This window comes from Micromonospora echinospora (assembly GCF_900091495.1).
In the GTDB taxonomy this organism is placed as follows: Bacteria; Actinomycetota; Actinomycetes; order Mycobacteriales; family Micromonosporaceae; genus Micromonospora; species Micromonospora echinospora.
Window position 1 is genome coordinate 1,649,354 of sequence record NZ_LT607413.1, and the last position, 22,504, is coordinate 1,671,857.

At 73.1% G+C, this 22,504-nt stretch carries 23 protein-coding genes; 8 read left to right on the forward strand and 15 right to left on the reverse strand.

Annotated features, from left to right (window positions below; translation table 11 throughout):
• Positions 1-22: 22 nt before the first annotated feature.
• The 6 genes from GA0070618_RS07365 to pdxH all read right to left on the reverse strand — a co-directional run bounded on the left by GA0070618_RS07365 (position 23) and on the right by pdxH (position 5,511).
• Positions 23-1,189 carry an acyl-CoA dehydrogenase family protein gene (locus GA0070618_RS07365; protein ID WP_088980976.1) on the reverse strand — a complete coding sequence of 389 codons (1,167 nt, stop codon included), beginning with the start codon at positions 1,187-1,189 and terminating at the stop codon, positions 23-25.
• 46 nt (positions 1,190-1,235) lie between these two features.
• Positions 1,236-1,541: a type II toxin-antitoxin system VapB family antitoxin gene (locus GA0070618_RS07370; protein ID WP_088980977.1), complete on the reverse strand. Its 306-nt coding sequence runs from the start codon at positions 1,539-1,541 to the stop codon at positions 1,236-1,238.
• Between the two features lie 148 nt (positions 1,542-1,689).
• A complete protein-coding gene (locus GA0070618_RS07375; protein ID WP_088980978.1) occupies positions 1,690-2,331 on the reverse strand; it encodes a nitroreductase family protein in 642 nt (213 codons plus the stop codon).
• 54 nt (positions 2,332-2,385) lie between these two features.
• Entirely contained in the window at positions 2,386-3,315 is a 930-nt protein-coding gene (locus tag GA0070618_RS07380) for an aldose 1-epimerase family protein (RefSeq protein WP_088980979.1), read from the reverse strand.
• Positions 3,316-3,487: 172 nt separating this feature from the next.
• Positions 3,488-4,855 (reverse strand): MFS transporter, encoded by a 1,368-nt coding sequence (locus tag GA0070618_RS07385; RefSeq protein WP_231931647.1) that lies wholly within the window; start codon positions 4,853-4,855, stop codon positions 3,488-3,490.
• Entirely contained in the window at positions 4,852-5,511 is a 660-nt protein-coding gene (gene pdxH, locus GA0070618_RS07390) for a pyridoxamine 5'-phosphate oxidase (protein ID WP_088980980.1), read from the reverse strand. Before pdxH ends, GA0070618_RS07385 begins: the two co-directional genes overlap by 4 nt.
• Positions 5,512-5,760: 249 nt before the next feature.
• On the opposite strand from pdxH, the gene GA0070618_RS07395 reads away from it, so the two are divergent.
• From GA0070618_RS07395 to GA0070618_RS07410, 4 genes are all read left to right on the forward strand, one after another.
• Entirely contained in the window at positions 5,761-6,867 is a 1,107-nt protein-coding gene (locus tag GA0070618_RS07395; RefSeq protein ID WP_088980981.1) for a citrate synthase 2, read from the forward strand.
• Between the two features lie 342 nt (positions 6,868-7,209).
• Complete coding sequence (gene serC, locus GA0070618_RS07400) at positions 7,210-8,337, forward strand: phosphoserine transaminase (protein WP_088985352.1); 1,128 nt, start codon at positions 7,210-7,212, stop codon at positions 8,335-8,337.
• Between the two features lie 182 nt (positions 8,338-8,519).
• The gene (gene sepH, locus GA0070618_RS07405; protein WP_088980982.1) at positions 8,520-9,587 is read left to right on the forward strand and encodes a septation protein SepH; all 1,068 of its coding nucleotides are present in this window, start codon (positions 8,520-8,522) and stop codon (positions 9,585-9,587) included.
• 103 nt (positions 9,588-9,690) lie between these two features.
• Positions 9,691-10,677 (forward strand): aldo/keto reductase, encoded by a 987-nt coding sequence (locus tag GA0070618_RS07410; protein WP_088980983.1) that lies wholly within the window; start codon positions 9,691-9,693, stop codon positions 10,675-10,677.
• A gap of 17 nt (positions 10,678-10,694) precedes the next feature.
• Here GA0070618_RS07410 and thpR read toward each other — a convergent pair whose 3' ends face one another.
• The 5 genes from thpR to GA0070618_RS07435 all read right to left on the reverse strand — a co-directional run bounded on the left by thpR (position 10,695) and on the right by GA0070618_RS07435 (position 15,318).
• Positions 10,695-11,279, reverse strand: coding sequence for an RNA 2',3'-cyclic phosphodiesterase (thpR, locus tag GA0070618_RS07415; protein WP_088980984.1), 585 nt, complete (start codon positions 11,277-11,279; stop codon positions 10,695-10,697).
• Between the two features lie 16 nt (positions 11,280-11,295).
• Positions 11,296-11,805 (reverse strand): hypothetical protein, encoded by a 510-nt coding sequence (locus tag GA0070618_RS07420; protein ID WP_088980985.1) that lies wholly within the window; start codon positions 11,803-11,805, stop codon positions 11,296-11,298.
• A gap of 65 nt (positions 11,806-11,870) precedes the next feature.
• Positions 11,871-13,214: an MFS transporter gene (locus GA0070618_RS07425; protein ID WP_088980986.1), complete on the reverse strand. Its 1,344-nt coding sequence runs from the start codon at positions 13,212-13,214 to the stop codon at positions 11,871-11,873.
• A 60-nt stretch (positions 13,215-13,274) separates the two neighbouring features.
• Positions 13,275-13,724 carry a MarR family winged helix-turn-helix transcriptional regulator gene (locus tag GA0070618_RS07430; RefSeq protein ID WP_172900269.1) on the reverse strand — a complete coding sequence of 150 codons (450 nt, stop codon included), beginning with the start codon at positions 13,722-13,724 and terminating at the stop codon, positions 13,275-13,277.
• 115 nt (positions 13,725-13,839) lie between these two features.
• Positions 13,840-15,318: an NCS2 family permease gene (locus GA0070618_RS07435; protein ID WP_414467564.1), complete on the reverse strand. Its 1,479-nt coding sequence runs from the start codon at positions 15,316-15,318 to the stop codon at positions 13,840-13,842.
• Positions 15,319-15,408: 90 nt separating this feature from the next.
• Here GA0070618_RS07435 and GA0070618_RS07440 point away from each other — a divergent pair, with 90 nt between their 5' ends.
• Positions 15,409-15,657: a DUF2530 domain-containing protein gene (locus tag GA0070618_RS07440; RefSeq protein ID WP_088980988.1), complete on the forward strand. Its 249-nt coding sequence runs from the start codon at positions 15,409-15,411 to the stop codon at positions 15,655-15,657.
• Between the two features lie 51 nt (positions 15,658-15,708).
• Here the strand turns inward: GA0070618_RS07440 and GA0070618_RS07445 are convergent, their stop codons facing one another.
• Positions 15,709-16,635, reverse strand: a complete 927-nt coding sequence (locus GA0070618_RS07445; protein WP_172900270.1) for a DUF3027 domain-containing protein — start codon at positions 16,633-16,635, stop codon at positions 15,709-15,711.
• Between GA0070618_RS07445 and GA0070618_RS07450 the strand changes: the two genes are divergently transcribed.
• Both GA0070618_RS07450 and GA0070618_RS07455 read left to right on the forward strand, forming a co-directional pair.
• Complete coding sequence (locus GA0070618_RS07450) at positions 16,634-18,397, forward strand: MFS transporter (RefSeq protein WP_088985354.1); 1,764 nt, start codon at positions 16,634-16,636, stop codon at positions 18,395-18,397. The genes GA0070618_RS07445 and GA0070618_RS07450 overlap by 2 nt on opposite strands.
• Complete coding sequence (locus GA0070618_RS07455) at positions 18,394-19,065, forward strand: futalosine hydrolase (RefSeq protein ID WP_088980990.1); 672 nt, start codon at positions 18,394-18,396, stop codon at positions 19,063-19,065. The genes GA0070618_RS07450 and GA0070618_RS07455 overlap by 4 nt, the downstream gene beginning before the upstream one ends.
• Here GA0070618_RS07455 and GA0070618_RS33330 read toward each other — a convergent pair.
• The gene (locus GA0070618_RS33330) at positions 19,007-19,837 is read right to left on the reverse strand and encodes a helix-turn-helix domain-containing protein (protein WP_231931648.1); all 831 of its coding nucleotides are present in this window, start codon (positions 19,835-19,837) and stop codon (positions 19,007-19,009) included. The genes GA0070618_RS07455 and GA0070618_RS33330 overlap by 59 nt on opposite strands.
• Before the next feature lie 824 nt (positions 19,838-20,661).
• Here GA0070618_RS33330 and GA0070618_RS07465 point away from each other — a divergent pair.
• Positions 20,662-21,492: a 1,4-dihydroxy-6-naphthoate synthase gene (locus tag GA0070618_RS07465; RefSeq protein WP_088980992.1), complete on the forward strand. Its 831-nt coding sequence runs from the start codon at positions 20,662-20,664 to the stop codon at positions 21,490-21,492.
• On the opposite strand, the gene GA0070618_RS07470 is transcribed toward GA0070618_RS07465, so the two are convergent.
• Together GA0070618_RS07470 and GA0070618_RS07475 are read right to left on the reverse strand one after the other, a co-directional pair.
• Positions 21,453-21,839, reverse strand: coding sequence for a cold-shock protein (locus GA0070618_RS07470; protein ID WP_088980993.1), 387 nt, complete (start codon positions 21,837-21,839; stop codon positions 21,453-21,455). The genes GA0070618_RS07465 and GA0070618_RS07470 overlap by 40 nt on opposite strands.
• Positions 21,840-21,876: 37 nt before the next feature.
• Complete coding sequence (locus GA0070618_RS07475) at positions 21,877-22,491, reverse strand: HAD family hydrolase (protein WP_088980994.1); 615 nt, start codon at positions 22,489-22,491, stop codon at positions 21,877-21,879.
• Positions 22,492-22,504 lie beyond the last annotated feature (13 nt).

Sequence of the window (22,504 nt, forward strand, 5' to 3'; positions counted from 1 at the left end):
GGGGGACCAGCTGGTCGTCGGCCTAGGTGAAGGCGGAGACGCCGGTCAGCTTCTGGCCGATGACCAGCTGGTGGATCTCCGAGGTGCCCTCGTAGGTGAGCACGCTCTCCAGGTTGTCGCCGTGCCGCATAACCGGGTACTCCCCGGAGACGCCGTTCGCGCCGAGGATCGTCCGGCACTGCCGGGCGATGGCCAGCGCCTCCCGGACGTTGTTGAGCTTGCCGACGCTGACCTGCTCCGGACGGAGGCTGCCCGCGTCGGCCAGCCGACCCAGGTGCAGGGCGAGCAGGTAGCCCTTCTGCCACTCCACCGCCATGTCGGCCAGCTTGGCCTGGGTCAGCTGGAACCCGGCGATCGGCCGGCCGAACTGGGTCCGCGTGGTCGCGTACCGAAGGGTCGTCTCCAGGCACTCCCGGGCCGCGCCGAGCGCGCCCCAGACGATGCCGTGCCGGGCCTCGGTGAGGCAGCTCAGCGGGGCCTTCAGCCCGACCGCCTCCGGCAGCAGGGCGTCCGCCGGGAGCCGGACGTCGTCGAGGGAGATCTCACCGGTCACCGACGCGCGCAGCGACATCTTGCGGCGGATCTCGCGGGTGGCGACCCCGGGCGTGTCCAGCGGTACGGCGAACCCGCGCACCCCCTCCTCGGCCCGTGCCCAGATCACCGCGACGTCGGCGACCGGCGCGTTGGTGATCCACATCTTGCCGCCGGTGAGCACCCAGTCGTCGCCGTCCCGGCGGGCCCGGGTCGCCATCGACGCCGGGTCGGAGCCGTGGTCCGGCTCGGTCAGCCCGAAGCAGCCGATCAGTTCGCCGGTCGCCATGCCGGGCAGCCAGCGCTGCTTCTGCTCCTCGCTGCCGTACCGCCAGATCGCGTACATGGCCAGCGAGCCCTGCACCGAGACCAGGGACCGCACGCCCGAGTCGCCGGCCTCCAGTTCCAGGCAGGCCAGGCCGTACGCGACCGCCGAGGAACCGGCGCAGCCGTACCCGGTCAGGTGCATGCCGAGCAGGCCGAGCTTGCCGAACTCCCGGGCCAGCTCGCGGGCGGGCACCTCACCCCGCTCGTACCAGTCGGCGACGTACGGGCGTACCCGGTCGTCGACGAGCCGGCGCACGACGGCGCGGATCTGCCGCTCCTCCTCGCCGAGCGACGAGTCCAGGTCGAGCAGGTCGAGGGTGGGTGCGCTCATGCCGCCACCCTAACGATCCCTCAGGCGCGGACGCGACACCGCAGGGCTACTCGGTGTGGCCACTCAGCACGAGCACCCGGGCGTGGATCTGGTTGCGCTGCTGGAGGGCGGCGCGCAACGCTCGGTGCAGCCCGTCCTCCAGGTAGAGCCCGCCGTTCCACTGCACCACGTGCGGGAAGAGGTCACCGTAGAAGGTGGAGTCCTCGGCGAGGAGCTTGTCCAGCGCCAGCTCCCGCTTCGTGGTGATGAGCTGGTCGAGGCGGAGCGGGCGCGGTGGGATCTCGGCCCACTGCTTGAGGGTGAGGTGGTGCTCCGGGTAGGGACGCCCGTCCCGAACCGCTCTGAAGATCACGACGGCACGCTCCCCTCCCCTTTGCCGAGCCGGCCGGCACCCGCCAGCCGAGGGCCGCGGCGTGACACCGCGACCCAGCGGTATTCGATGACCTTGCCAGCCTAGCGGCCCCCGTCACTTCACATTTTGCTCCCTCTTGTCAGCTTCGCTACTCGGCCGCGTCCGCCGCGTCCGGAGTGGGAGCCGGTCGGCCCCAACGTCCCCGGTGCACCACCTCGTCGACCGGTCGACGTCCGCGACGCAACGACGGTGACCGCTGGTCGGGCGCCCGGTAACCGACGGTGAGCGCACCGACCGGGGTGAACTCCGCCGGGACGTCGAACGCGGCCCGGTACGCCGCGGTGCGCTCCGGCGGGATGCCGAAGAAACACGCCCCCAGCCCCTCGTTTACGGCGGTGAGCAGCATGAGCAACGAGGCGAACCCGGCGTCGACGTGCCAGTACGGCACCGGCCAGCGCTCCTCGGCGCGGTCCGTCCAGCCCTTGTCCGGCTCGGCGTACCGGTCGAGGTATGCGGAGCGGTTGGCGTGCGGCACCACGATCAGCGGAGCCCGTCGCATCCCGGTCAGCCAACGGTCCCGGCCACCCCGTTCGGGCGTCGCCGCCGCCCAGAACCGCTCCCGGTCGGCCGGGTCTTCCAGGACCAGGAAACCCCAGCCCTGGGCGAAACCGGCCGACGGCGCGCGGATCGCGTGGTCGAGCAGCCGGTCGACCACCTCCGGCGGGACGGGGCGGTCCGGATCGTAGTTGCGCACCATCCGCCGCCGCCGGACGACCTCCGCGAACTCCATGCCGCGCCTCCTTCTCCGTCGGTCGCTCAGACTCCCGGCCTCGTCGTCTGGGGCTCAGGCTCCGGGCCGGACGCCCCAGGTGCCCCGCCAGGTCTGGCCGGGGGCGAGCGTGATCAGGTCCCGGCCGGAGCGGAACGCGTCCGGCGGGCAGGTCATCGGCTCCACCGCCACCGATCGGCGGTGCCGCTCCCCGGACAGGGCGTCACCGGTGAACACCTGCCACCAGCCGAACTCCGCGCCCGCCCAGAGCCGCACCGCGTCCGAACCGTCCGGGGCGGCGAGGGTGACGGTCGAGCCGCCGTCGGCGTCCCGGACCACCGCGCCGAAGGTGGTGTCCAGCACCGCGTCGCCGATCGGGCGGGGCACCGTCCAGTCGTACTTGGTGCCGGCCACCGGGGCCGCTCCGACCGGCAGCAGCCGGCCGTCCACCACCAGCCGGTTGCGTCCGGGAACCCGCATCAGCAGGTCGTCCACGGCCACGCCGGGCAGTCGCAGGTACGGGTGCACGGCGAGGCCGAACGGGGCCGGCTCGGTGGCAAGGTTGGTCACCACGTGTTCCGCGCGCAGCCCGTCCGTCCCCACGCTCCACCGGGTGCGCAGGCGCAGCGCCCACGGGTAGGCCGGTAGCGGCGGCAGGTCGTAGCCCACGGTCACCGCGTCCTCGGCCTGCTCGACCAGTCGCCACGGCACCCAGTTCACCAGGCCGTGGATGGCGACGTGCCGGCTCGGCTCGGTCAGCGGCAGCGCGTACGACCGCCCGTCGAAGGTGTACGCGCCGTCCCGGATCCGGTTCGGCCAGGGGGCGAGCACCTGCCCGGCGGACCCGGGGCAGATCTCGTCGGCGCCGTAGCCGTCGACGTAGTCGACGCCGTCGCGGCGGTACACCCGCAGTCCACCCCCCACCTCCACGATGACGGCCTCATGACCGGCGGCGGCGATGGTCCACTGTGCTCCGGAGGGCGGAGTGGGCTCGGTGGTCTGCATGCCGGCGACCCTAGTCCCTGGGCCACCACCGCGCCCGACGACCTCACGTCCACCGTCACACCCGGGGCCGCCCGGCCGACACCGCGCCCGGCGACCGGACGTCCGCCACCGCGCCCGGGGCCGCTCGACCGACACCGCGTCCGGCAGTCGTACCGCCGGCGCGCCGGTCGGCTCAGGGCTGCCGGGTCGCGGCGGGCGGGGCGGTCCGGTAGCGGGCCAGGGCGGGGAAGGCGACCGCGAGCAGCACGGCCAGCGCCGCCGCGGCCAGACCGCCGCCGACCCAGGCCACCCCGCTGCCGAGGCCGGCGGCCATCGAACCGGCCCGCAGGTCGCCCAGGCGGGGCCCACCGGCGACGACCACGGTGTTCACCCCCTGGAGCCGACCACGCATCCGGTCCGGCGCGTGCACCAGCAGCATCGACTGTCGCAGCACCGCGCTGACGAGGTCGGCGGCACCCGCCACGGCGAGCAGCCCGACGGCCAGCCAGAGCTGCCCGGCGAGCCCGGCCAGGGCGACCGCCACGCCCCAGCCGACCACCGCCACGACCAGCGCCAACCCCTGCCGCTGGAGCCGGCCGATCCAGCCGGAGGTCAACCCGCCGAGCAGCGCGCCGAAGGCGATCGCGCTGAACAGCCAGCCGACCGCCGCGCCGCCGCCGAAGCGCTCCTCGGCGACCTCCGGAAAGAGCGCCCGGGGCATGGCGAGGATCATCGCGATCAGATCGATGACGAACGACAGCATCAGCACCCGGGTGGTGACCAGGTAGCGGAAGCCGTCCACCACGCTGGCCAGCCCGCGTCGGCGCGGAGCGCCGTCCGGGTCCGGTTCGGGCGGCAGCGCCGGCAGCCCCCGGGCGGCCCAGATCAGCGCGGTGAGCAGCAGGGCGTCCGCCGCGTACGCGATCGGCAGGCCGGTGTCGGTGCCCCAGATGCCGAAGATCAGCCCGGCGACCATCGGCCCGGCCACCGTGGCCGCGGTGTTGGTGGTGTAGTTCAGCGTGCTGGCCGCCGGCACCAGGTCCAGCGGCACCAGCCGGGGCAGCATCGCGCTGCGCGCCGGCGAGCTGATGGCGAACGCGATCGACTGCACCGCCACCAGGACCAGCAGCAGCACCGGGCTGCGTGCCCCGAGCAGCGCCTGCACCAGCAGCCCGAGCGTGGACAACCAGAGCAGCACGGAACCCACCAGCAGCACCTGACGGCGGTCCCGGCGGTCCGCGATCACCCCGCCCCAGAGCCCGAAGACCAGCAGCGGCAGGAAGGCAGCCACCCCGATCAGCCCGACCCAGAACGAGTCGCGGGTCAGCGCGTACATCTCGACCGGGACCGCGACGGCGGTGAACTGGAAGCCGAACATCGCCACGCTGTTGCCGGTCCAGAGCCGCCGGTACGTGGGCACCCGCAGCGGACGCAGGTCGATCGCCCAGCGGCGGGCGGTGACCGACCGTTCCCCCGCCTCCCCGGCCGTGTCCTGCACCCCGGTCCCGGTCTTCACCCCGGTCCCGGTCTTCATCCCGGTCGCGTCCGTCGTCCCGGTCACGGCGCGAGCCGTTCGACGATCCAGTCGCCCTGCTCGGAACGGCGGTAACGGAACCGGTCGTGCAGCCGGTTGGCCCGTCCCTGCCAGAACTCCACCACGTCCGGGACGACCCGCAGCCCGCCCCAGTGTGGCGGGGGCGGGATCGGGTCGGTGCCGGCGAACCGTTCGGCCACCTCCCGCTGGCGCTCCACCAGGTAGTTCCGGTCGGGAATCACCTGGGACTGTGGGCTGGCCCAGGCGCCGAGTTGGGAGCCGCGCGGCCGGCTGGCGAAGTACGCCTCCGTCTCGGCCCGGTCCACCGGCCCCACGCGTCCGGTGACGGTCACCTGCCGGCCGACCGCGAACCACGGGAAGACCAGGCTGGCGTACGGGTTGGCGAGCGCCTCGGCACCCTTGCGGGAGGTGTGGTTCGTGAAGAAGACGAAGCCCTCGGGGTCGTACCGCTTGAGCAGGACGGTCCGCCCGCTCGGGCGGCCGGCCGCGTCGGCGGTGCCGACCACCATCGCGGTCGGCTCGGGCAGCGCGGCGGCGACCACGTCGCGGAACCAGCGGTCGAACTGGGTGCACCAGTCGGCCGCCAGATCCGCCCGGGAAAGCCCTTTCTGCTCGGCGTTTCCGGCCGACCCGACGCCCGGGACCACTGTGTCTCCCGTCACGTTCCCCTCCTCTTCGCCTGCCGATACCGTGCCACACGCCGTTGACCAGCACGTTGTGCCCCGGGTCACCACGATGTTGCGGTTGCCCGCCCCACCGGATGTCGCCTGTAGCACAGTGGTTGCGGGTCGCAAACCCGGTTGTCCACCAGGCAAGATGTTCCGAACACATCCCTGAGGGTCGCCTACGGCGCCCGGCCGACCGGCCGGATGAGCCCAGGCGGGCGCACCGAGCAGATCCAAGGAGACGACATGGCCGACTTCAAACCGGGCCTGGAGGGCGTCGTAGCCTTCGAGACCGAGATCGCCGAGCCGGACCGCGAGGGTGGGTCGCTGCGCTACCGCGGGGTCGACATCGAGGACCTCATCGGTCAGGTCTCCTTCGGCAACGTCTGGGCGCTGCTGGTCGACGGGCGGTTCGGTCCCGGTCTGCCGCCGGCCGAGCCGTTCCCGGTGCCGGTGCACTCCGGCGACATCCGGGTCGACGTGCAGTCCGCCGTGGCGATGCTCGCCCCGTACTGGGGGCTCGACCAGCTTCTCGACATCTCCGACGAGCAGGCCCGCGAGGACCTGGCCCGGGTCTCGGTCACCGCGCTCTCCTTCGTCGCCCAGTCGGCCCGGGGTCTCGGCCTGCCGGCGGTGCCGCAGAAGGAGATCGACAAGGCCTCCACCATCGTCGAGCGGTTCATGAAGCGCTGGCGGGGCGAGCCCGACCCGCGGCACGTCAAGGCCGTCGACGCCTACTTCATCTCGGCCGCTGAGCACGGCATGAACGCCTCGACCTTCACCACCCGGATCGTCGCCTCCACCGGCGCGGACGCCGCCGCCTGCATCTCCTCCGGCATCGGCGCGCTCTCCGGCCCGCTGCACGGCGGTGCCCCCTCCCGGGTGCTGACCATGCTGGAGGCGGTCGAGCGCAGCGGCGACGCCGAGGGGTACGTCAAGGGCGTGCTCGACCGGGGCGAGCGGCTGATGGGCTTCGGCCACCGGGTCTACCGGGCCGAGGACCCGCGTGCCCGGGTGCTCCGCCGCACCGCCCGCGAGCTGGGCGCACCCCGCTTCGAGGTGGCCGAGGCGCTGGAGAAGGCCGCGCTGGCCGAACTCCAGGCCCGCCGGCCGGACCGGGTCCTCGCCACCAACGTCGAGTTCTGGTCGGCCGTGGTGCTCGACTTCGCCGAGGTACCGGCGCACATGTTCACCTCGATGTTCACCTGCGCCCGGATGGGCGGCTGGAGCGCGCACATCCTCGAGCAGAAGAAGCTCAACCGGCTGGTCCGCCCGTCCGCCCGCTACGTCGGCCACGGCCCTCGTAAGCCGCAGGACGTGGACGGCTGGACCGCCATCCCGCACGGCGTCTGAGTTTCCGCTCGACCCCAGGGCCCCGGCCACACGTCCTCACGTGGCCGGGGCCCTGCCGCCGTCACCCTCCATTCCCCGGCGACTCCCGGCGACTCCATCGATCATGGAGTCGTGGTGCCCGATTAGCCGGTTTTACGGGACTTATGAGGTGCCCGAAGTCCATGATCGACGGGGGCGGTGGGCGAAGGCACGCCACCCCGGGATGTGGGCAGCGCCTCACCGGCGGGCGGACGTCGGCGGGGTCCGGCAGGGGGCCCGGATGGGAGGATGGGTGCCTCGGCAGCGTCGCCGGACCACCACTCGCACCCGGTCAAGTGGCCCACAGAAGGAAGCCTGATCACCGTGGCTGATGTTTCGACCATCCGGATTCCCGACGAGATCAAGCCCGCCGACGGCCGGTTCGGCTGCGGGCCGTCCAAGGTCCGTCCGGCGGCCGTGTCCGCGCTCGCCGACGTCGCGACCAGCTACCTCGGCACCTCGCACCGGCAGAAGACCGTCCGGGACCAGGTCGCCCGGCTGCGTCGTGGTCTCGCCGAGTTCTTCTCCCTCCCCGAGGGGTACGAGGTCGTGATCGGCAACGGCGGCACCACCGCGTTCTGGGAGGTCGCCACCTTCGGTCTGGTCCGCGACCGGACGCAGTTCGCCAGCTTCGGTGAGTTCGGGGCGAAGTTCGCCAAGTCGGTCAAGGACGCGCCGTTCCTCGGTGAGCCGACCGTCCGCAAGTCCGAGCCGGGCAGCGCGCCCTCGCTGGTCGCCGAGGCCGGGGTCGACGTCTACGCCACCCCGCACAACGAGACCTCGACCGGTGTGGCGGTGCCGATCGCCCGGGTGGACGGCGCCGACCCGGGTTCGCTGCTGCTGGTCGACGCCACCTCCGGGGCCGGCGGTCTGGACGTCAACGTCGGCGAGACCGACGTCTACTACTTCGCCCCGCAGAAGTGCTTCGGCTCCGACGGCGGCCTCTGGATCGCGCTGATGTCGCCGGCGGCGCTGGAGCGGGCCACCGAGATCAAGGCCTCGGGCCGGTACGTCCCGGCCTTCCTCGACCTGGTCACCGCGATCGACAACTCGCGGCTGGAGCAGACCTACAACACCCCGGCGCTGGCCACCATCTTCCTGGCCGCCGAGCAGACCGACTGGATGAACGCGCAGGGCGGACTCTCCTGGGCCGCCAAGCGCACCGCCGAGAGCGCCGCGACGGTCTACGGCTGGGCCGAGCGCTCCGCCGTCGCGACCCCGTTCGTCACCGACCCGGCACTGCGTTCCAACGTGGTCGCCACCATCGACTTCGCCGACGGGGTGGACGCCTCGGCGATCGCGAAGGCGCTGCGGGCGAACGGCGTCGTGGACACCGAGCCGTACCGCAAGCTCGGCCGTAACCAGCTCCGGGTGGCGCTCTTCCCGGCGGTGGAGCCGGCCGACGTCGAGGCGCTGACCGCCTCGATCGACTACGTCGTGGAGCGGCTCTAGCCGCTATGGTGGGGGGCGTCGCCGACCGGTGGCGTCCCCTACGACTGTGATCCTGACCTGCTCAGCCGTGACATGCGGGCGTGGCATCCCCCACCCGCCGGCGGATGGGCGTACCGTGTTGACCAGACGCCCGGGTGGCTGACCCTGGCGTGCGGCCAGCGAAGCGGGACGGAGGCAACGTCATGCGCCCAGTACGCTTCGTCGCCCTCTCCGAGGACGGCCAGGCCCTGGTGCTCGCCGACGAGGTGGGGCGACTGCTCGCCCTGCCCATCGACGAGCGCGTCACCAACGTGCTGCACGCCGAGCCCGGCGCGCCGCCGCTGGCCGTCGCGACCGAACGGGCCCCCGACCCGATCCCCTCGCTCTCCCCGCGGGACATCCAGGCCCGGATCCGCTCCGGCGAGTCCGCCGAGGACGTGGCCCGGGTCGCCGGCGTCCCGGTCGACCGGGTCCTGCGGTACGCCGGCCCGGTGCTCCAGGAGCGGGCCATGCTCGCCCAGCACGCCCGGCGCACCCGCCTCAAGGGCGCCGAGAAGCCCACCCCGCTCGCCGAGGTGGTCAACGGCCGGCTGGCCCAGCACGGGATCGACACCGAGAAGATCTCCTGGGACGCGTACCGTCGCGACGACGGCACCTGGCGGATCATCGCCACCTGGCCCTCCGGCAAGGCCACCGCTCAGGCGGTCTGGGATCTCGACAAGACCCGGCAGAACGTCACGCCGCACGACGACATGGCGCAGTATCTCTGCGCCGAGCGGCCCACCCCGATCCTCGGCCAGGAGCCGCCGGAGCGGGGCCACGCGCTGCCCGGCCCGTCGCGCGGTGAGCCGAGCCGGGGCGGCCACGGCCTGCCGGCTGCCGTCGAGCGCACCCGGACCGGTCGTGACCCGATCCGCGCCGGCCGGGACGCCCTGCTCGCCTCGCTGGACCGGCCGCTCGGCTCGACCTCCGGCCGGGGCCTCGAACCACGCACCCCGGCCGCCCTCGGCGACGAGACGCCCCGCCAGCGGGCGATCAGCGGGGGTGCGGCAGCGCTGCTCGGCGGCGGCCAGGGTTCGGCATTCGACGACGACTCGGACGCGCCGAAGGAGGTGCCGGCCGTGCCGTCGCTGGCGGTGCTCCGGCCCCGCCGCACCGGCGCGCCCGCTGCCGAGACCCCTGCCGAGGCTGCCGGCAAGCCACGTAAGCGGCTGCCGAGCTGGGACGACGTCCTCTTCGGGTCCGGTCCGGCGGCCCGCGAGTCCTCCTGATCCGACCCGCGCCGGGCTCCCCCGACGTTCGCACCGGTCCACCGCATGGTCCGACCGCACCGGCCAGCCGGTGCGGTCGGCAGTGCCGTGGCAGGGTGAGCCCATGGAGTACACGAACCTCGGCCGCACCGGCCTCTCGGTCAGCCGGCTCTGCCTCGGCACCATGAACTTCGGACCGCAGACCAGCGAACCCGACAGCTTCGCGATCATGGACCGCGCCCTGGAGCACGGCCTGAACTTCTTCGACACCGCCAACGTCTACGGCTGGCAGACCGGCGAGGGTGTCACCGAGCAGATCATCGGGCGCTGGTTCGCCCAGGGCGGCGGTCGCCGGGAGAAGGTCGTGCTGGCCACCAAGGTCTACGGCAAGATGGGCGACTGGCCGAACGACCAGGGCCTCTCCGCCCGGCACATCGTCCGGGCCTGTGAGGACTCGCTGCGCCGGCTCCGCACCGACACCATCGACCTGTACCAGATGCACCACATCTCCCGGAGCACGCCGTGGGAGGAGATCTGGCAGGCCATGGAGACCCTGGTCGCCCAGGGCAAGGTGCTCTACGTCGGCTCGTCGAACTTCGCGGGCTGGCACCTGGCCGTCGCGCAGGCCGCCGCCGGACGGCGCAACTTCCTCGGGCTCGTCTCCGAGCAGTGCATCTACAACCTGATGACCCGGCACGCCGAGCTGGAGGTCATCCCGGCCGCCCAGCAGCTCGGCCTCGGCATCATCCCGTGGTCGCCGCTGCACGGCGGGCTGCTCGCCGGGGTGCTGGCCAAGATGGCCGCCGGTGGGGCGGCGCGCGGCACGACCGGCCGTTCCGGCGACGCGTTGGCCGCCCACCGCGAGACCATCGAGGCGTACGAGCAGCTCTGCGCGGACCTCGGCCACGACCCGGCCGACGTGGCGCTGGGCTGGCTGCTCTCCCGCCCGGGGGTGACCGCGCCGATCATCGGTCCGCGTACCGTCGAGCAGCTCGACCGGACCCTCGGTGCCCTGGCGGTCCGCCTCGACGAGGCGACCGGGGAACGGCTCGACGAGCTCTTCCCGCCGATCGGCAGCGGCGGTCCCGCCCCGGAGGCGTGGGCCTGGTAGCCACCGCCCCGGCCGGGTCACAGCGGCCAGGCGGCGAGGTGCTCGTACCGGCGGACCGGGCCGAGGTGGCCGCCGACCGGGCCGAGGTGGCTGCGGACCAGGACCACCTCGGTCGCCGGCCAGCTCGGCCCGAGGTACCTGCCCAGCGTGATCCGGTCCTCCTCGACGTCGATCCGGTCGCCGGGGCGGGCGATGGTGAGGTGGGGCCGGAACGGCCGGTCGTCGTACGGCAGCCCGGCGGCATCCAGCTCGTCCCGGATCCGCCCGGCGAGCGTCCCCAGCCGCTCCACCTCGCCGAGCACGTCCACCCAGAGCACGGTGCGCCGGCCGGACCCGAACCGGCCGCCGCCGCCGAACCGGAGCCGGGGCGGTTCCGGTCCCCGGCACGCGCCGACCGCCCGGCCCAGCGCGTCCCGGACGGCGGGCAGCCGGTCCTCGGCGACCTCGCCGAGGAAGGCGACGGTCACGTGCGCGTCCGCCGGGTCGGCCAGTCGTACGTTGGTGCCGGCTGCGGCGGCCAGTCCGACCCGCAGCCGGGCGACCTGCGCGGCGAGATCCGCCATCGCCTGGGCGGGCGGGTGGAGCGCGACGAAGAGCCTCATCGACGCCGGTGTCGGGTCACCGGTGTCGTTGGCGGTGGTCGGCGGTGGTCGCCGGCAGCGGCAGCCCGGCGGCGTGCAGCGCCCCCTCGACGCGGACCCGCTCGATCTCGCGGTCGACCCCCTCCAGCTCGGCCAGGTGCTCGGGAACGCCGAGACACCGGCAGGCCAGTCGGAGCCGGTCGTCGTACGCCTTGATCAGCAGCAGCGGCCAGACGATCGGGCGTCCCCCGCGTCCCAGCCGGTACGCGCGGAGCCGCCACAGGTCGGCGGCGATCTGCTCCAGCGGCCGACGGTCCGGTCGGTCGAACTCGGTGAGGTCGATGTCGCGGGTAAGGGCGTCGGCCCCGACGGCCCGGTCGAGGCGGGCGATCATCCGCCGGTCGCGCCGAGCTGCCCGTCGACGCGACCAGGCGCCGGCGATCCGGTCGAGGCGGTCGTCGCCGCAGCAGACCAGGGCAACTGCGGCCGGTACGCACACCACGAGGAGGATCGCCAGCACCAGCAGCATCGCCCGGCCGGCCTCCACGCATCGACGCTAATCCGCCGCGACCCCCCGTGCCAGCGGAATGCCGGTATCCGGGCGGGGACGTTTCAGCGGACACCGGCCTCCGCGGGTACGCGCGTCCCACAGGTGCCGCGACCGGGCAGGTCGACGGTCGGCGGCGGAACGACGTAGAGGCGGGGCAGCGGATTGACCCGCAGTCGGATCCGGGCACCCGAGCGGCGCAGTTGCCAGGTCAGGGCGATCAGGGCGACGGTGAGCGAGATCAGCCCGCCCGCCCAGATGCTCACGCCCGCGCCGTACGTCTCGGCGACCCAGCCGATGAGGGGCGCGCCGACCGGGTTGGTGCCGAGGAAGACCAGCACCCACAGCGCCATCACCCGGCCCCGGAAGGCGGCGTCGGTGCCGAGCTGCACCCGCTGGTTGGCGGCCTGGGCGAAGTAGAGCACGAAGAACCCGGTCGGCAGGAGCAATGCGACGACCAGCCAGTACGCGGGTGCGAGCCCGACCAGGACGCCGAACACCGAGCAGGCGACCGCCGCGCCGAGCACCGTCCAGACCGACGGTCGGCTGCGCCGTCCGCTACCGGCCAGGGCACCGGCGAGCGAGCCCACCGCGAGCGTGGTGGTGAAGAGGCCGAACGAGGCCGCGCCGGTGTCGAAGACGGTCTTGGCGAGGGCGGCGAGGGTGATCTGGAAGTTGAACAGGCTCATCCCGATGATCGACATCAGCGCCATGGGCAGCAGCAGGTCGGGGCGCTTGGCGACGTAGCGCAGTCCGTCGACCACCTTGGCCGAGTCGCGCTCCTTCACCGGACGGAGGTCCTCCCGGTACAGCTCGGCGGGGTTCATCCGGACCACGTTGGCCAGCGGGGCGAGCGAGCTGAGCGCGCTGACCAGGAAGACCGGGCCGACGTCAACGAGGGCGATGGCGATGCCGGCGAGCGCGGGGCCGATGATCCGGGCGCTGTTGAAGGTGGCCGCCGAGAGGGCGAGCGCGTTCGGCAGCAGCGGCGTGCCGACCAGCTCGGAGACGAACGCCTGCCGGACCGGGACCTCCACCGCGTTGGCGACGCCGAGCAGCACGGCGAAGAGGTAGACGTGCCAGAGCTGCACCAGGCCGGTGAGAACCAGCAGGCTCATCCCGAGCGCGAGCACGCTCCAGAACGCGTTGGCGACGAAGAGGAGCAGGCGCTTGTCGTACCGGTCGGCGAGGCGGCCGGAGAGGAGGGTGAGGAGCAGGACCGGGGCGAACTGGAGCGCGGTGACGATGCCGAGCGCGGTGGCAGAGTCGCCGGAGAGGTCGAGGACGAGCCAGTCCTGGGCGATGAACATCATCCAGACGCCGATCAACTTGATCAGCTGCCCGGACGCGAAGAGCCGGTAGTTTCGGATCTGCAGGGACTGGAACATCGTGCTCAGCTTCGTCCGCACGCTCGGTGCGCCTCCTCGGGTACGCGTCATCCAGGGCGGACGGTGCGGACCCGGTGGCGTTCAGCCGCGGGCGAGTCGCTGCAGGATCTCGGCGGCGTGCCGCAGAGTGTCGCGTTCCTCTTCGGTGAGGTCGGCCAGCCGGCTGGCCAGCCACTCGTCGCGGGCCCGCTCGAACTGGTCGAGCACGGCCTGCCCCCCTTCGGTGGCCGCCAGGATGACCTGCCGGCCGTCGGTCGGGTGGGGGGTGCGGCGCACGAGGCCCCGCTCCTCCAACTTCGCGACGATCCTGGTCATCGTCGGCGGTTGCACCCGTTCGACGTCGGCCAGTTCCCGAGGGGTCAGCGCGCCCGCCAGCCGGAGGCTGGTCAGGGCGGAGAGCTGAGTCACCGTGAGGTCACCCACCGGGCGGGCCTGGCGGACCCGCCGGTTGAGCCGGGTGAGCGCATCACGCAGTTGTTGCGCCAGTTGCGTCGGTGCCACGCGCCTCGTCGTCACCGTCCGCTCCGTCACGTTGGTTAGCCTAGCTAATGAGCCGAGCTAACGACATCTGATATGAGTAGGCTCACCAGGCATTTCGTCCCATCCCGGCCCGAAACACCCGGAGGTGTCCCGGGCCGGGATGGTGTCACAGGAGGGCGGCTTCGACCGGCCCGCGAAGGAAGTACACCACGAAGAGGGCGGCCACCCCGTACAACAGCGGGTGGACCTCGCGGGCCTTCCCCTTCGCCAGCTTCACCACCACGTACGTGATCAGACCCGCGCCGATCCCGTTGGAGATCGAGTAGGTGAAGGGCATCAGCACGATGGTGAGGAACGCCGGGATGGCGATCTCGTAGTCGGTCCAGTCGATGGTCCGCACCGCGGTCATCATCAGGAAGCCGACCACCACCAGCGCCGTCGACGCCGCCTCGAACGGCACGATCACCACCAGCGGCGCGAGGAACATCGCCAGCAGGAACAGCCCGCCGGTGACCAGGTTCGCCGCGCCGGTCCGGGCACCCTCCGCGACACCCGCGGCGCTCTCGATGTACGAGGTGTTGCTCGACGTGCTCGCCGCGCCACCGGCCGCCGCCGCGATCGAGTCGACCAGCAGGATCTCCTTGGCCCGGGGCGGGGTGCCACGCTCGTCGAGCATGTCGCCCTCCTGGCCGACCGCGACCATCGTCCCCATCGTGTCGAAGAAGTCCGTGATCAGCAGGGTGAAGACGAACATCAGCACGACCAACCAGCCGGCCTGGCTCCACGAATCCAGCACGTTGAAGTTGCCGAGCAGGGAGAGGTCCGGCACGTCCACCACGGTCTTCGGCAGCTCCGGCACGTTGAGCGCCCAGCCCTTCGGGTTGGGTTCCCCGTTCACCACCGACGGGCCGACGTTCGCCACCGCCTCCACGATGATCGCCAGCACCGTCGAGGCGAGGATGCCGATCAGGATCGCGCCCCGGACCTTGCGTACCACCAGCACCAGGGTGAGCAGCAGGCCGAGCACGAAGACCAGCATCGGCCAGCTCACCAGCTTGCCGCCGATGCCCAGCCCGACCGGCACGGTGGTGTTCGCCGCGTCCGGCACCCGACGGACGAACCCGGCGTCGACCAGGCCGATGATGGTCAGGAAGAGGCCGATGCCGACCCCGATCGCGGTCTTCATCTGGGTCGGCACGGAGCGGAACACCGCGGTCCGCAGCCCGGTGAGCACCAGCACGGCGATGATCACACCCTCGATCACCACCAGGCCCATCGCGTCCGCCCAGGTCATCTGGGGCGCGATCTCGTACGCGACCAGCGCGTTCACGCCGAGCCCGGCGGCGAGCGCCAACGGGAACCGGCCCACCACACCCATCAGGAGGGTCATCACCCCGGCGACCAGCGCGGTCGCCGCCGCCAGGGCGGGGATCGCCAGCCGCTCACCCTCGCCGTCGACCGCGCCACCGATGATCAGCGGGTTCAGCACCACGATGTAGGCCATGGTGAAGAAGGTGGCGAGACCGCCGCGCACCTCGCGGCCCACCGTCGAGCCTCGGGCGGAGATCTCGAAGAACCGGTCGAAGCCGCTGCGGGGGTGGGCGGAGCCGAGCGGTGTTCCGGTCTCGGACGGGGCTTTGTCCATCGGGTCCTCGCAACTGATCTTCCGTATGTCGGGCCGCATCGTCGCAGATCAGGGGCTACCAGGAAAAGTTGATCGAGGTACGCTTCCCACGTGCCCAGACAACAGCCACCGCGGCCGGAGCCGCTCGACCCGCCGATGGTGCCTTTCGCCCTCGCCGGGTTGGCGATCTGGGCCGTCGTCGGGCTGACACTCCTGGTCTTCTTCCGCGACTGGCTCATTACGAACGGTCACGAGAACTGGCTCTGGACCTGCCTGGCCGGCTTCCTGTGGGGCTTTCCCGGTCTGGCCGTGATGATGCGGCACGACGCGAACCGGCGACGCCGCCGCGCGCGCCGCTGACCTACCCGGGCCGCCGGAGAGCCGTCACCCGCTGACGCCGGCCACTCGGGTTCAGGGGTGGCCGTACGGCTCCCCTGGCTCGGTGGCCTCGACCGAGCCGGGCGCCCGGCTCACCGACAGCTCCTCGACCGCGCTGTCGTCGTAGATGGTGGGCAGCTCGTCGACCGCGGCCTCGGCCGTCTCGACCAGGGCCTCGGAGTGCGCGCCGCACCCGTGGTCGACGCTGACCACCCGACCGTCGTCGGGAGCGTAGAAGTTGCCACAGGCGCCGAAGGACTGCCGCAGCGCCCCGGCCAGCGGGAGGTAGAACCCGCACGACCCGCAGCGCGCGGGGGCGGGAGCGGCCACCGAGATCGCCGCACCGGGACCGTGGTCGCCGTCGTACCACCGCTGGGCGGTGTCCATCCGCCCTTCCCGGGAGAACACCCGGGACCGGCCGAGCCCCAGCTCCCAGGCGGTCTCCTCGACCGCCGGGTCGTCGGAGAGCACGTAGCCCGGGGCCAGTCGCTCGTCGTCCGGCGGGGTGGGCAGCAGATCGCCAGGGCCGAGATCACCCGGCTGGAGCCGCTCCTGCCAGGGAAGCCAGCCCGGCGCGAGCAGCGCGTCCGGGCCGGGCAACAGGATGGTCTCACAGATCGTGACGTTACGGCTGCGCGGGACGCGGGTGACGGTCACCGCCCAACGCCAACCCCGGTAGCCCGGAAGCCGACACTCGAAGTAGTGGGTGACGAGCCGGTCACCCTCGGCGACGGCCTTCAAGTGGTCGCCGACATCCGAGGGCTCCACCTCGGTGATGCCGTCGCGGGCCACCTCGACGGCGGCGGCGCAGACCTGGTCGAGACGGGCGCGGGCGGAGGCGGGCCTGGTCACCTGTCCATTGTCCCCCATGCGCGGCGCGGACCGACAGGGACTCCCCGACACACGTCTTCCCGGGCAGTTGCGACGTCGGCCGGGACGATGGGCGAGGATGGTGCACATGCCGCTGTTCTCCCGCTCCGGGCGCTCCGTCCTCGGGACGACCGTCGGCACGGGCGTCCGCACCACCCGCAGACTCTTCCGGGGGTCGGTCAACGGCGGCATGTGGATGGGACGACGGTTCGGCCGGGCCCGGGCCCGCAGCGCCGGGGGCGAGATCGGCATGGTCCGCCTCTTCGACCTGCACGCCGTCTCCTGCGCCGGGGACACGCTCATCGCGATCGGCCTGGCCGGAACGATCTTCTTCAACGTCCCGCTCGGCGAGGCCCGCAGCAAGGTCGCGATCTACCTGCTGGTGACGATGGTGCCGTTCGCGATGCTGGCGCCGGTGGTCGGTCCGCTACTCGACCACTTCCGGCACGGCCGGCGCTACGCCCTGGCGGCCACCATGCTGGGCCGGGCGTTCCTGGCCTGGATGATCTCCGACTACATCCACGGCTTCGGGCTCTACCCGGCGGCGTTCGGGGTGCTCGCCCTCTCCCGCGCCTACGGGGTGGCCCGGTCCGCGGCCGTGCCCCGGCTGCTCCCCGAGGGGCTCGGCCTCTCCCAGGTCGGCGCACGGGCCAGCGTCTACGGCACCATCGCCGGCGGCCTCGTCGCACCGATCGGGCTCGCCGCGTTCTGGTTCGGCCCGCAGTGGCCGCTCCGGGTCGCCTCGCTCATCTTCCTGGCCGGCATGGTGATCGCCCTGCGCCTCCCGCCCCGCGCCGACTCCGAACCGCCGGAACGCGTTCCCCGCCCGCTGCGTCGGGCGTTCGGCCGCGACGGTGAACGGCCCCTGGGGCGTGGACGCCCGGCGGGCCGGCTGGTGCTGGCCACCCTGATCGGCGCTGCCACCCTCCGCGCCGTGTACGGCTTCCTACTGCTCTTCCTCGCCTTCGCGATCAAGGCCGGGGACCTGCCCACCGTGGTCCTCGGCCGGGACCTCGGAGACGAGGCCGCCCTCGGTCTGGTCGGCGCGGCGTTGGCCGTGGGCACCTTCCTGGCCACCGCCGTCGGCACCCGGCTCCGCATCCACCACCCGGCGCTGATCCAGTCCAGCGGCATGGTCATCGTGGCCGGGGTGGCGGTCTTCGCCACCATCCGGTTCTCCCTGGAGATGGTGGCCGCGCTCTGCCTGGTGGCCGCCCTGAGCAGCGGTATCGCCAAGCTCGCCGTGGACGCGTCGATCCAGGAACGCATCCCGGAGCGGCTGCGGGCCAGCTCCTTCGCCCACTCCGAGACCGCGCTGATGCTCGCCTTCGTGGCCGGCGGCGGCCTCGGGCTGGTTCCCTTCGACGGGCGGATCGGCATCGGCGTGGCCGCCGCCGCCGGCACGCTCGCCGCCGTCCGGGGCATGCTGGTCACCAACCGGCTGCGCGGGGAACGCCTGCTCGGCCGACCGCTCGGCGACGAGGAACTCGCCGACACCACCGACCCGGCGGATCCCGGCCCGGCCCCGTCGGGCGCCACCGATCCGTCCGGCCCGGCGGCGACACCGACCCCCGAGCCCGTTCCGGCCGGCTCGACGGCCCCGCCCACCGGCCCGACCACCACCTCCGCTCCGACCGGCCCGGCCACCACCACGTCCGCACCGGCACGACCGTCCGCGTCCACCCCGCCCCGGCCCCAGCCTCCATCCCCGCCTCCGGCCCGTCCGCCGGCACCCACCTCGCCCGAGGACGAACGGTTGGTCCCTCCCGGTTTCCACCTCTACCGTCCCTCGCCGGCAGCCGACCGGTCGGAGGGCGAGGACCGCCAGGACTCCCAGGGGCCGGTGGCGTGACCGGCCTCCTCGTGGTGACCGCGGTTCCCGCCGAGGCGGAGGCGGTGCGTACCGGACTGACCGATCCGACGGCGACGGTCGTCCCGGTCGGGGTCGGGCCGGCCGTGGCGGGCGCGGCCACCGCACGACTGCTGGCGCTCGCCGAGGCCGCCGGACGCCCGTACCGCGGCGTGGTCAGCGCCGGTGTGGCCGGCGGCTTCGCCCACCGGGTGGCGGTGGGCGGGACGGTGCTCGCCAAGCGCAGCCTCGCGGCCGACCTGGGCGCGGAGTCACCGGAGGGGTTCATCCCGATCGACGAGCTGGGCATGACCGCCGAGCAACTCGGCGGCGCGGTCGCCGTCGAGGCGGACCGGGCCCTGCTCGCCGCCCTGCGGTCGGCCCTGCCGGACGCGGTGGTCGGAACGGTGCTGACCGTCGGCACCGTGACCGGCACCGCGGCCAGCACCCGGGCCCTCGCCGTACGGCATCCCGACGCGGTGGCCGAGGCGATGGAGGGGCACGGCGTGGCGGTCGCCGCCACCCAGGCCGGGCTTCCCTTCGTGGAGATCCGGACGATCTCCAACCCGATCGGGCCCCGGGACCGGGACGCGTGGCGGCTCCGGGAGGCCCTCACCGCCCTGGGTTCGGCGGCGGCGGCCCTCGACGCCCTGGGGGCCGACGGAGGCTGAGCGTCCACAGCCGGCTGCCTCCCAGTCGGAAGTCACAGGCGAGCAGGAATTCGACCCCGCCACCCTCGGCGATCGCGTGGACCGCGCCGATCCCGGCCCGATCCATCCCCTCGACGAGGAGGGTGACCAGCCGCCGCCCGATGCCCACCCGGTGCAGGCCCGGTGCGACCAGCACCCCGTCGAGCACCAGTTCCCGCGCACCGTCGCCGGGGCGAGCCGACAGCAGGTCGACGCTGCGCTCGTGGGCTCGCAACTCCCCCACCAGCGCACCATCGGGCAACTCCGCAACGAGCCGCCACGAGGTGGCGGGCAGGCCGACGTCGTCACGCCGGTAACGAAGGCACCGGAGAATCCGGTCGACCTCCCGCCGTCGGTCACGACGACGCCGGTCGAGGTCGTAGGTCGCCGGGGGCACCGGCAACGGCCACCGTTCCGGCGGCAGGTTGTACCAGTCCGCCCACCAGGCCCCCGGCCAGTCCTTGAGAGTGCGGACCTCCCGCACATCGAGGTGGGCGGGGTAGCGGCGGTCCGCGTCATCCCGCCACCCGTCGTGCGGCACAGGCGGCACCGCCGCCAGCCGTTCCCTGTCCCTGCCAGCGACGCCGACCGCCACCTCGCCCCCGGCGGCGCGGACCAACCGCTCGACCGTACGGAACCGTGGATCCACCAACCCGCCCGACTCGATCCGGGCCACCGTGCTCTTCGGCACCCCGGCCCGCCCGGCCAGTTCCCGTTGGCTCAGGTCGGCCCGGCGACGCAGAGCGCGCAGCACCGCCCCCAACTCGACACCCGCCCTGTTCCGTTCGTCGTCACCTTCCGCCCGACCCTCACCTTCCGCCCCACCCCCGCCCCTGCCTCCGCCTCCGCCCTCGCGCCCGCCCCCGAGCCCGGCGGTCGGTCGATCCTCGTTCGGTCCGTCCAGGCTCACCGCGTGCTCCGTCACACCCCCATCGTCCGAGTGGTCGTCGCCGTCCTCAACAGCCTCGTCGAACCTGTGGACAAACCTGTGGACAACGCACACCGGCGGTGGATGCTGCCCGCTCGGCCCCTTTGGAGCTGCCCCGCCTGTGCGCCCAAAGGGCCGTCGCCGGACGGCGAGCGGGCAGCCGCCGGACGGCGAGCGGGCAGCCGCCGGACGGCGAGCGGGCAGCCGCCGGACGGCGAGCGGGCAGCCGGTTGCCTGCAGGGGACCCTTCCTACCGCTTTTTGCCGAGGAAGGGTCCCCTGCAACCAACCAACCAACCGGGCGGTGGGCGGTGGGCGGTGGGCGGTCGGACACTGCCCCGTCTGTGCGGGCAGCTCCAAAGGACTCGAAGGGGCATGTCGCCCGGGGCCGGGAACCCGGCCGCCAGGGGGCGGGGAACCGGCCGCCCGGAGCTAGGGCCCCGTCAGTGCCGCAACGGGTGGCAGGCCGAACGGGCCGGGCGACGAGGACCGCGGAGAGCCAGCCGGGGAGAGCAGGGAAAGCGAGCCGGGGGAAGCAGGGAAAGCGAGCCGGGGAGAGCGGGGAGAGCGAATGAGGAGAGCGGATCGGGGGTCGGGACCGTGGTGGAGGGGCATGGCCGGAGCGGCAGGTCAACGGGCTACGGTGAGGGCGTGGCACTCTCGCTGGCGATCTCGCCCTGCCCCAACGACACCTTCGTGTTCCACGCGCTGGTGCACGGCCTGGTGCCCGGCGCACCGCCGGTCGAGGTGACCTACGCCGACGTGGACGTGACCAACAACGCTGCCGAGCAGGGCGCGTTCGACCTGGTCAAGGTGAGTTACGGGGCACTGCCGTGGCTGCTGGACGACTACCATCTGCTGCCCTGCGGCGGGGCGCTCGGCCGGGGCTGCGGTCCGCTCCTGCTCACCCGCCCGGGGGCCGGGGACCTCACCGGCGGGACGGTCGCCGTACCGGGTGACCGGACCACGGCGTACCTGCTGTTCCGGCTCTGGTCGGCCGAGCGGCCGCCGGCCCGGATCGAGGTGGTGCCGTTCCACCAGATCATGCCGGGGGTGGCCGCCGGCCGGTACGACGCCGGACTGGTGATCCACGAGGCCCGGTTCACGTACCCCCGGCACGGGTTGACCGCCCTCGTCGACCTCGGCGAGTGGTGGGAGTCCACCACCGGCCTGCCCATCCCGCTCGGGGCGATCCTGGCCCGGCGTGGTGTGGTGGACCCGCTGGCCGCCGCCGGGTGGATCCGCGCCTCGGTGGAGCGGGCGTGGGCCAACCCGGCGGCGACCCGGGACTACGTGCTGGCCCACGCCCAGGAACTGGAGCCCGACGTGGTGGACCAGCACATCGGCCTCTACGTCAACGAGTTCACCGCCGACCTGGGCACGGACGGTCTCGCCGCCGTGGAGGCGCTGCTGGGCCGGGCCGCCGACGCCGGGCTGGTGCCTCAGACCTCCAGTTCGCGCGCGACCGCGTGGACCAGCTGAGCGATCTTCTGCGCGGTCTTCCGGTCGGGGAAGCGACCCCGCCGCAGGTCCGGCTGGACCTTGGCCTCCAGCACCTTGATCATGTCCTCGACCAGGCCGTGCAGCTCCTCCGCCGGCCGGCGGCGCAGCTCGGCGACGGACGGCGGGGCGTCGAGCAGCTTGACCCCCATCGCCTGCGCGCCCCGGCGGCTGTCCACGACGCTGAAGTCGACGCGCTGACCGCCCTTCAGATCGGTGACCCCTGTCGGCAGCGCGCCCTTGGGCAGGAACACGTCGCCACCTTCGTCACTGGTGACGAACCCGTATCCCTTGGCCGCGTCATACCACTTCACTCGACCCGTCGGCACCTGAGAACCTCTGCTTCGTTTGAGACGTCTACTCCCCTCAGGCTAGCCGGATCCACCGCCCCATCGCCGCCGGGAATCCGGTGAGATCATCGAGCACGGTGTCCGCTCCGGCGGCGCGTAGCTCCTCGGCCGTGCAGGGACCGGTCGTCACTCCGATGCCCGGGATCCGGGCCGTGCGGGCGGCCACCATGTCCGCCACGTGGTCGCCGACGTAGTGGGTCGCGCCGTGAGCGACCAGCGCGGTCGCCTTCTCCTCGGCGAACAGGTCCCCGGCCAGCTCGTCGACGGAGAGTCCGAGGTGGTCCAGGTGCAGCCGGGCCAGCCGGCCGTGCTTCGAGGTGACCACCAGGACCCGTCCACCGTGGGCGCGGATCGCGTCGAGGGCGGCGCGCGCGCCGGGCAGCGGCACCGTCGGGGTGATCGCGTACGCCGGGTAGAGCTCACGGTAGAGGGTCACCGCCTTCTCGACCTCGTCCGGCGGGAACCAGTGGGCGATCTCGGTGCGCAGCGGCGGCCCGAGCCGGCCGACCACGGCCTCGACGTCCACGTGCACGCCGGTCCGGGCGGTGAGCGCCCGGAAGGCGGCGGCGATGCCGGGACGCGAGTCGACCAGGGTCATGTCGAGGTCGAATCCGACCGTCAGTGGGGGCATGCTGCGAACCTAC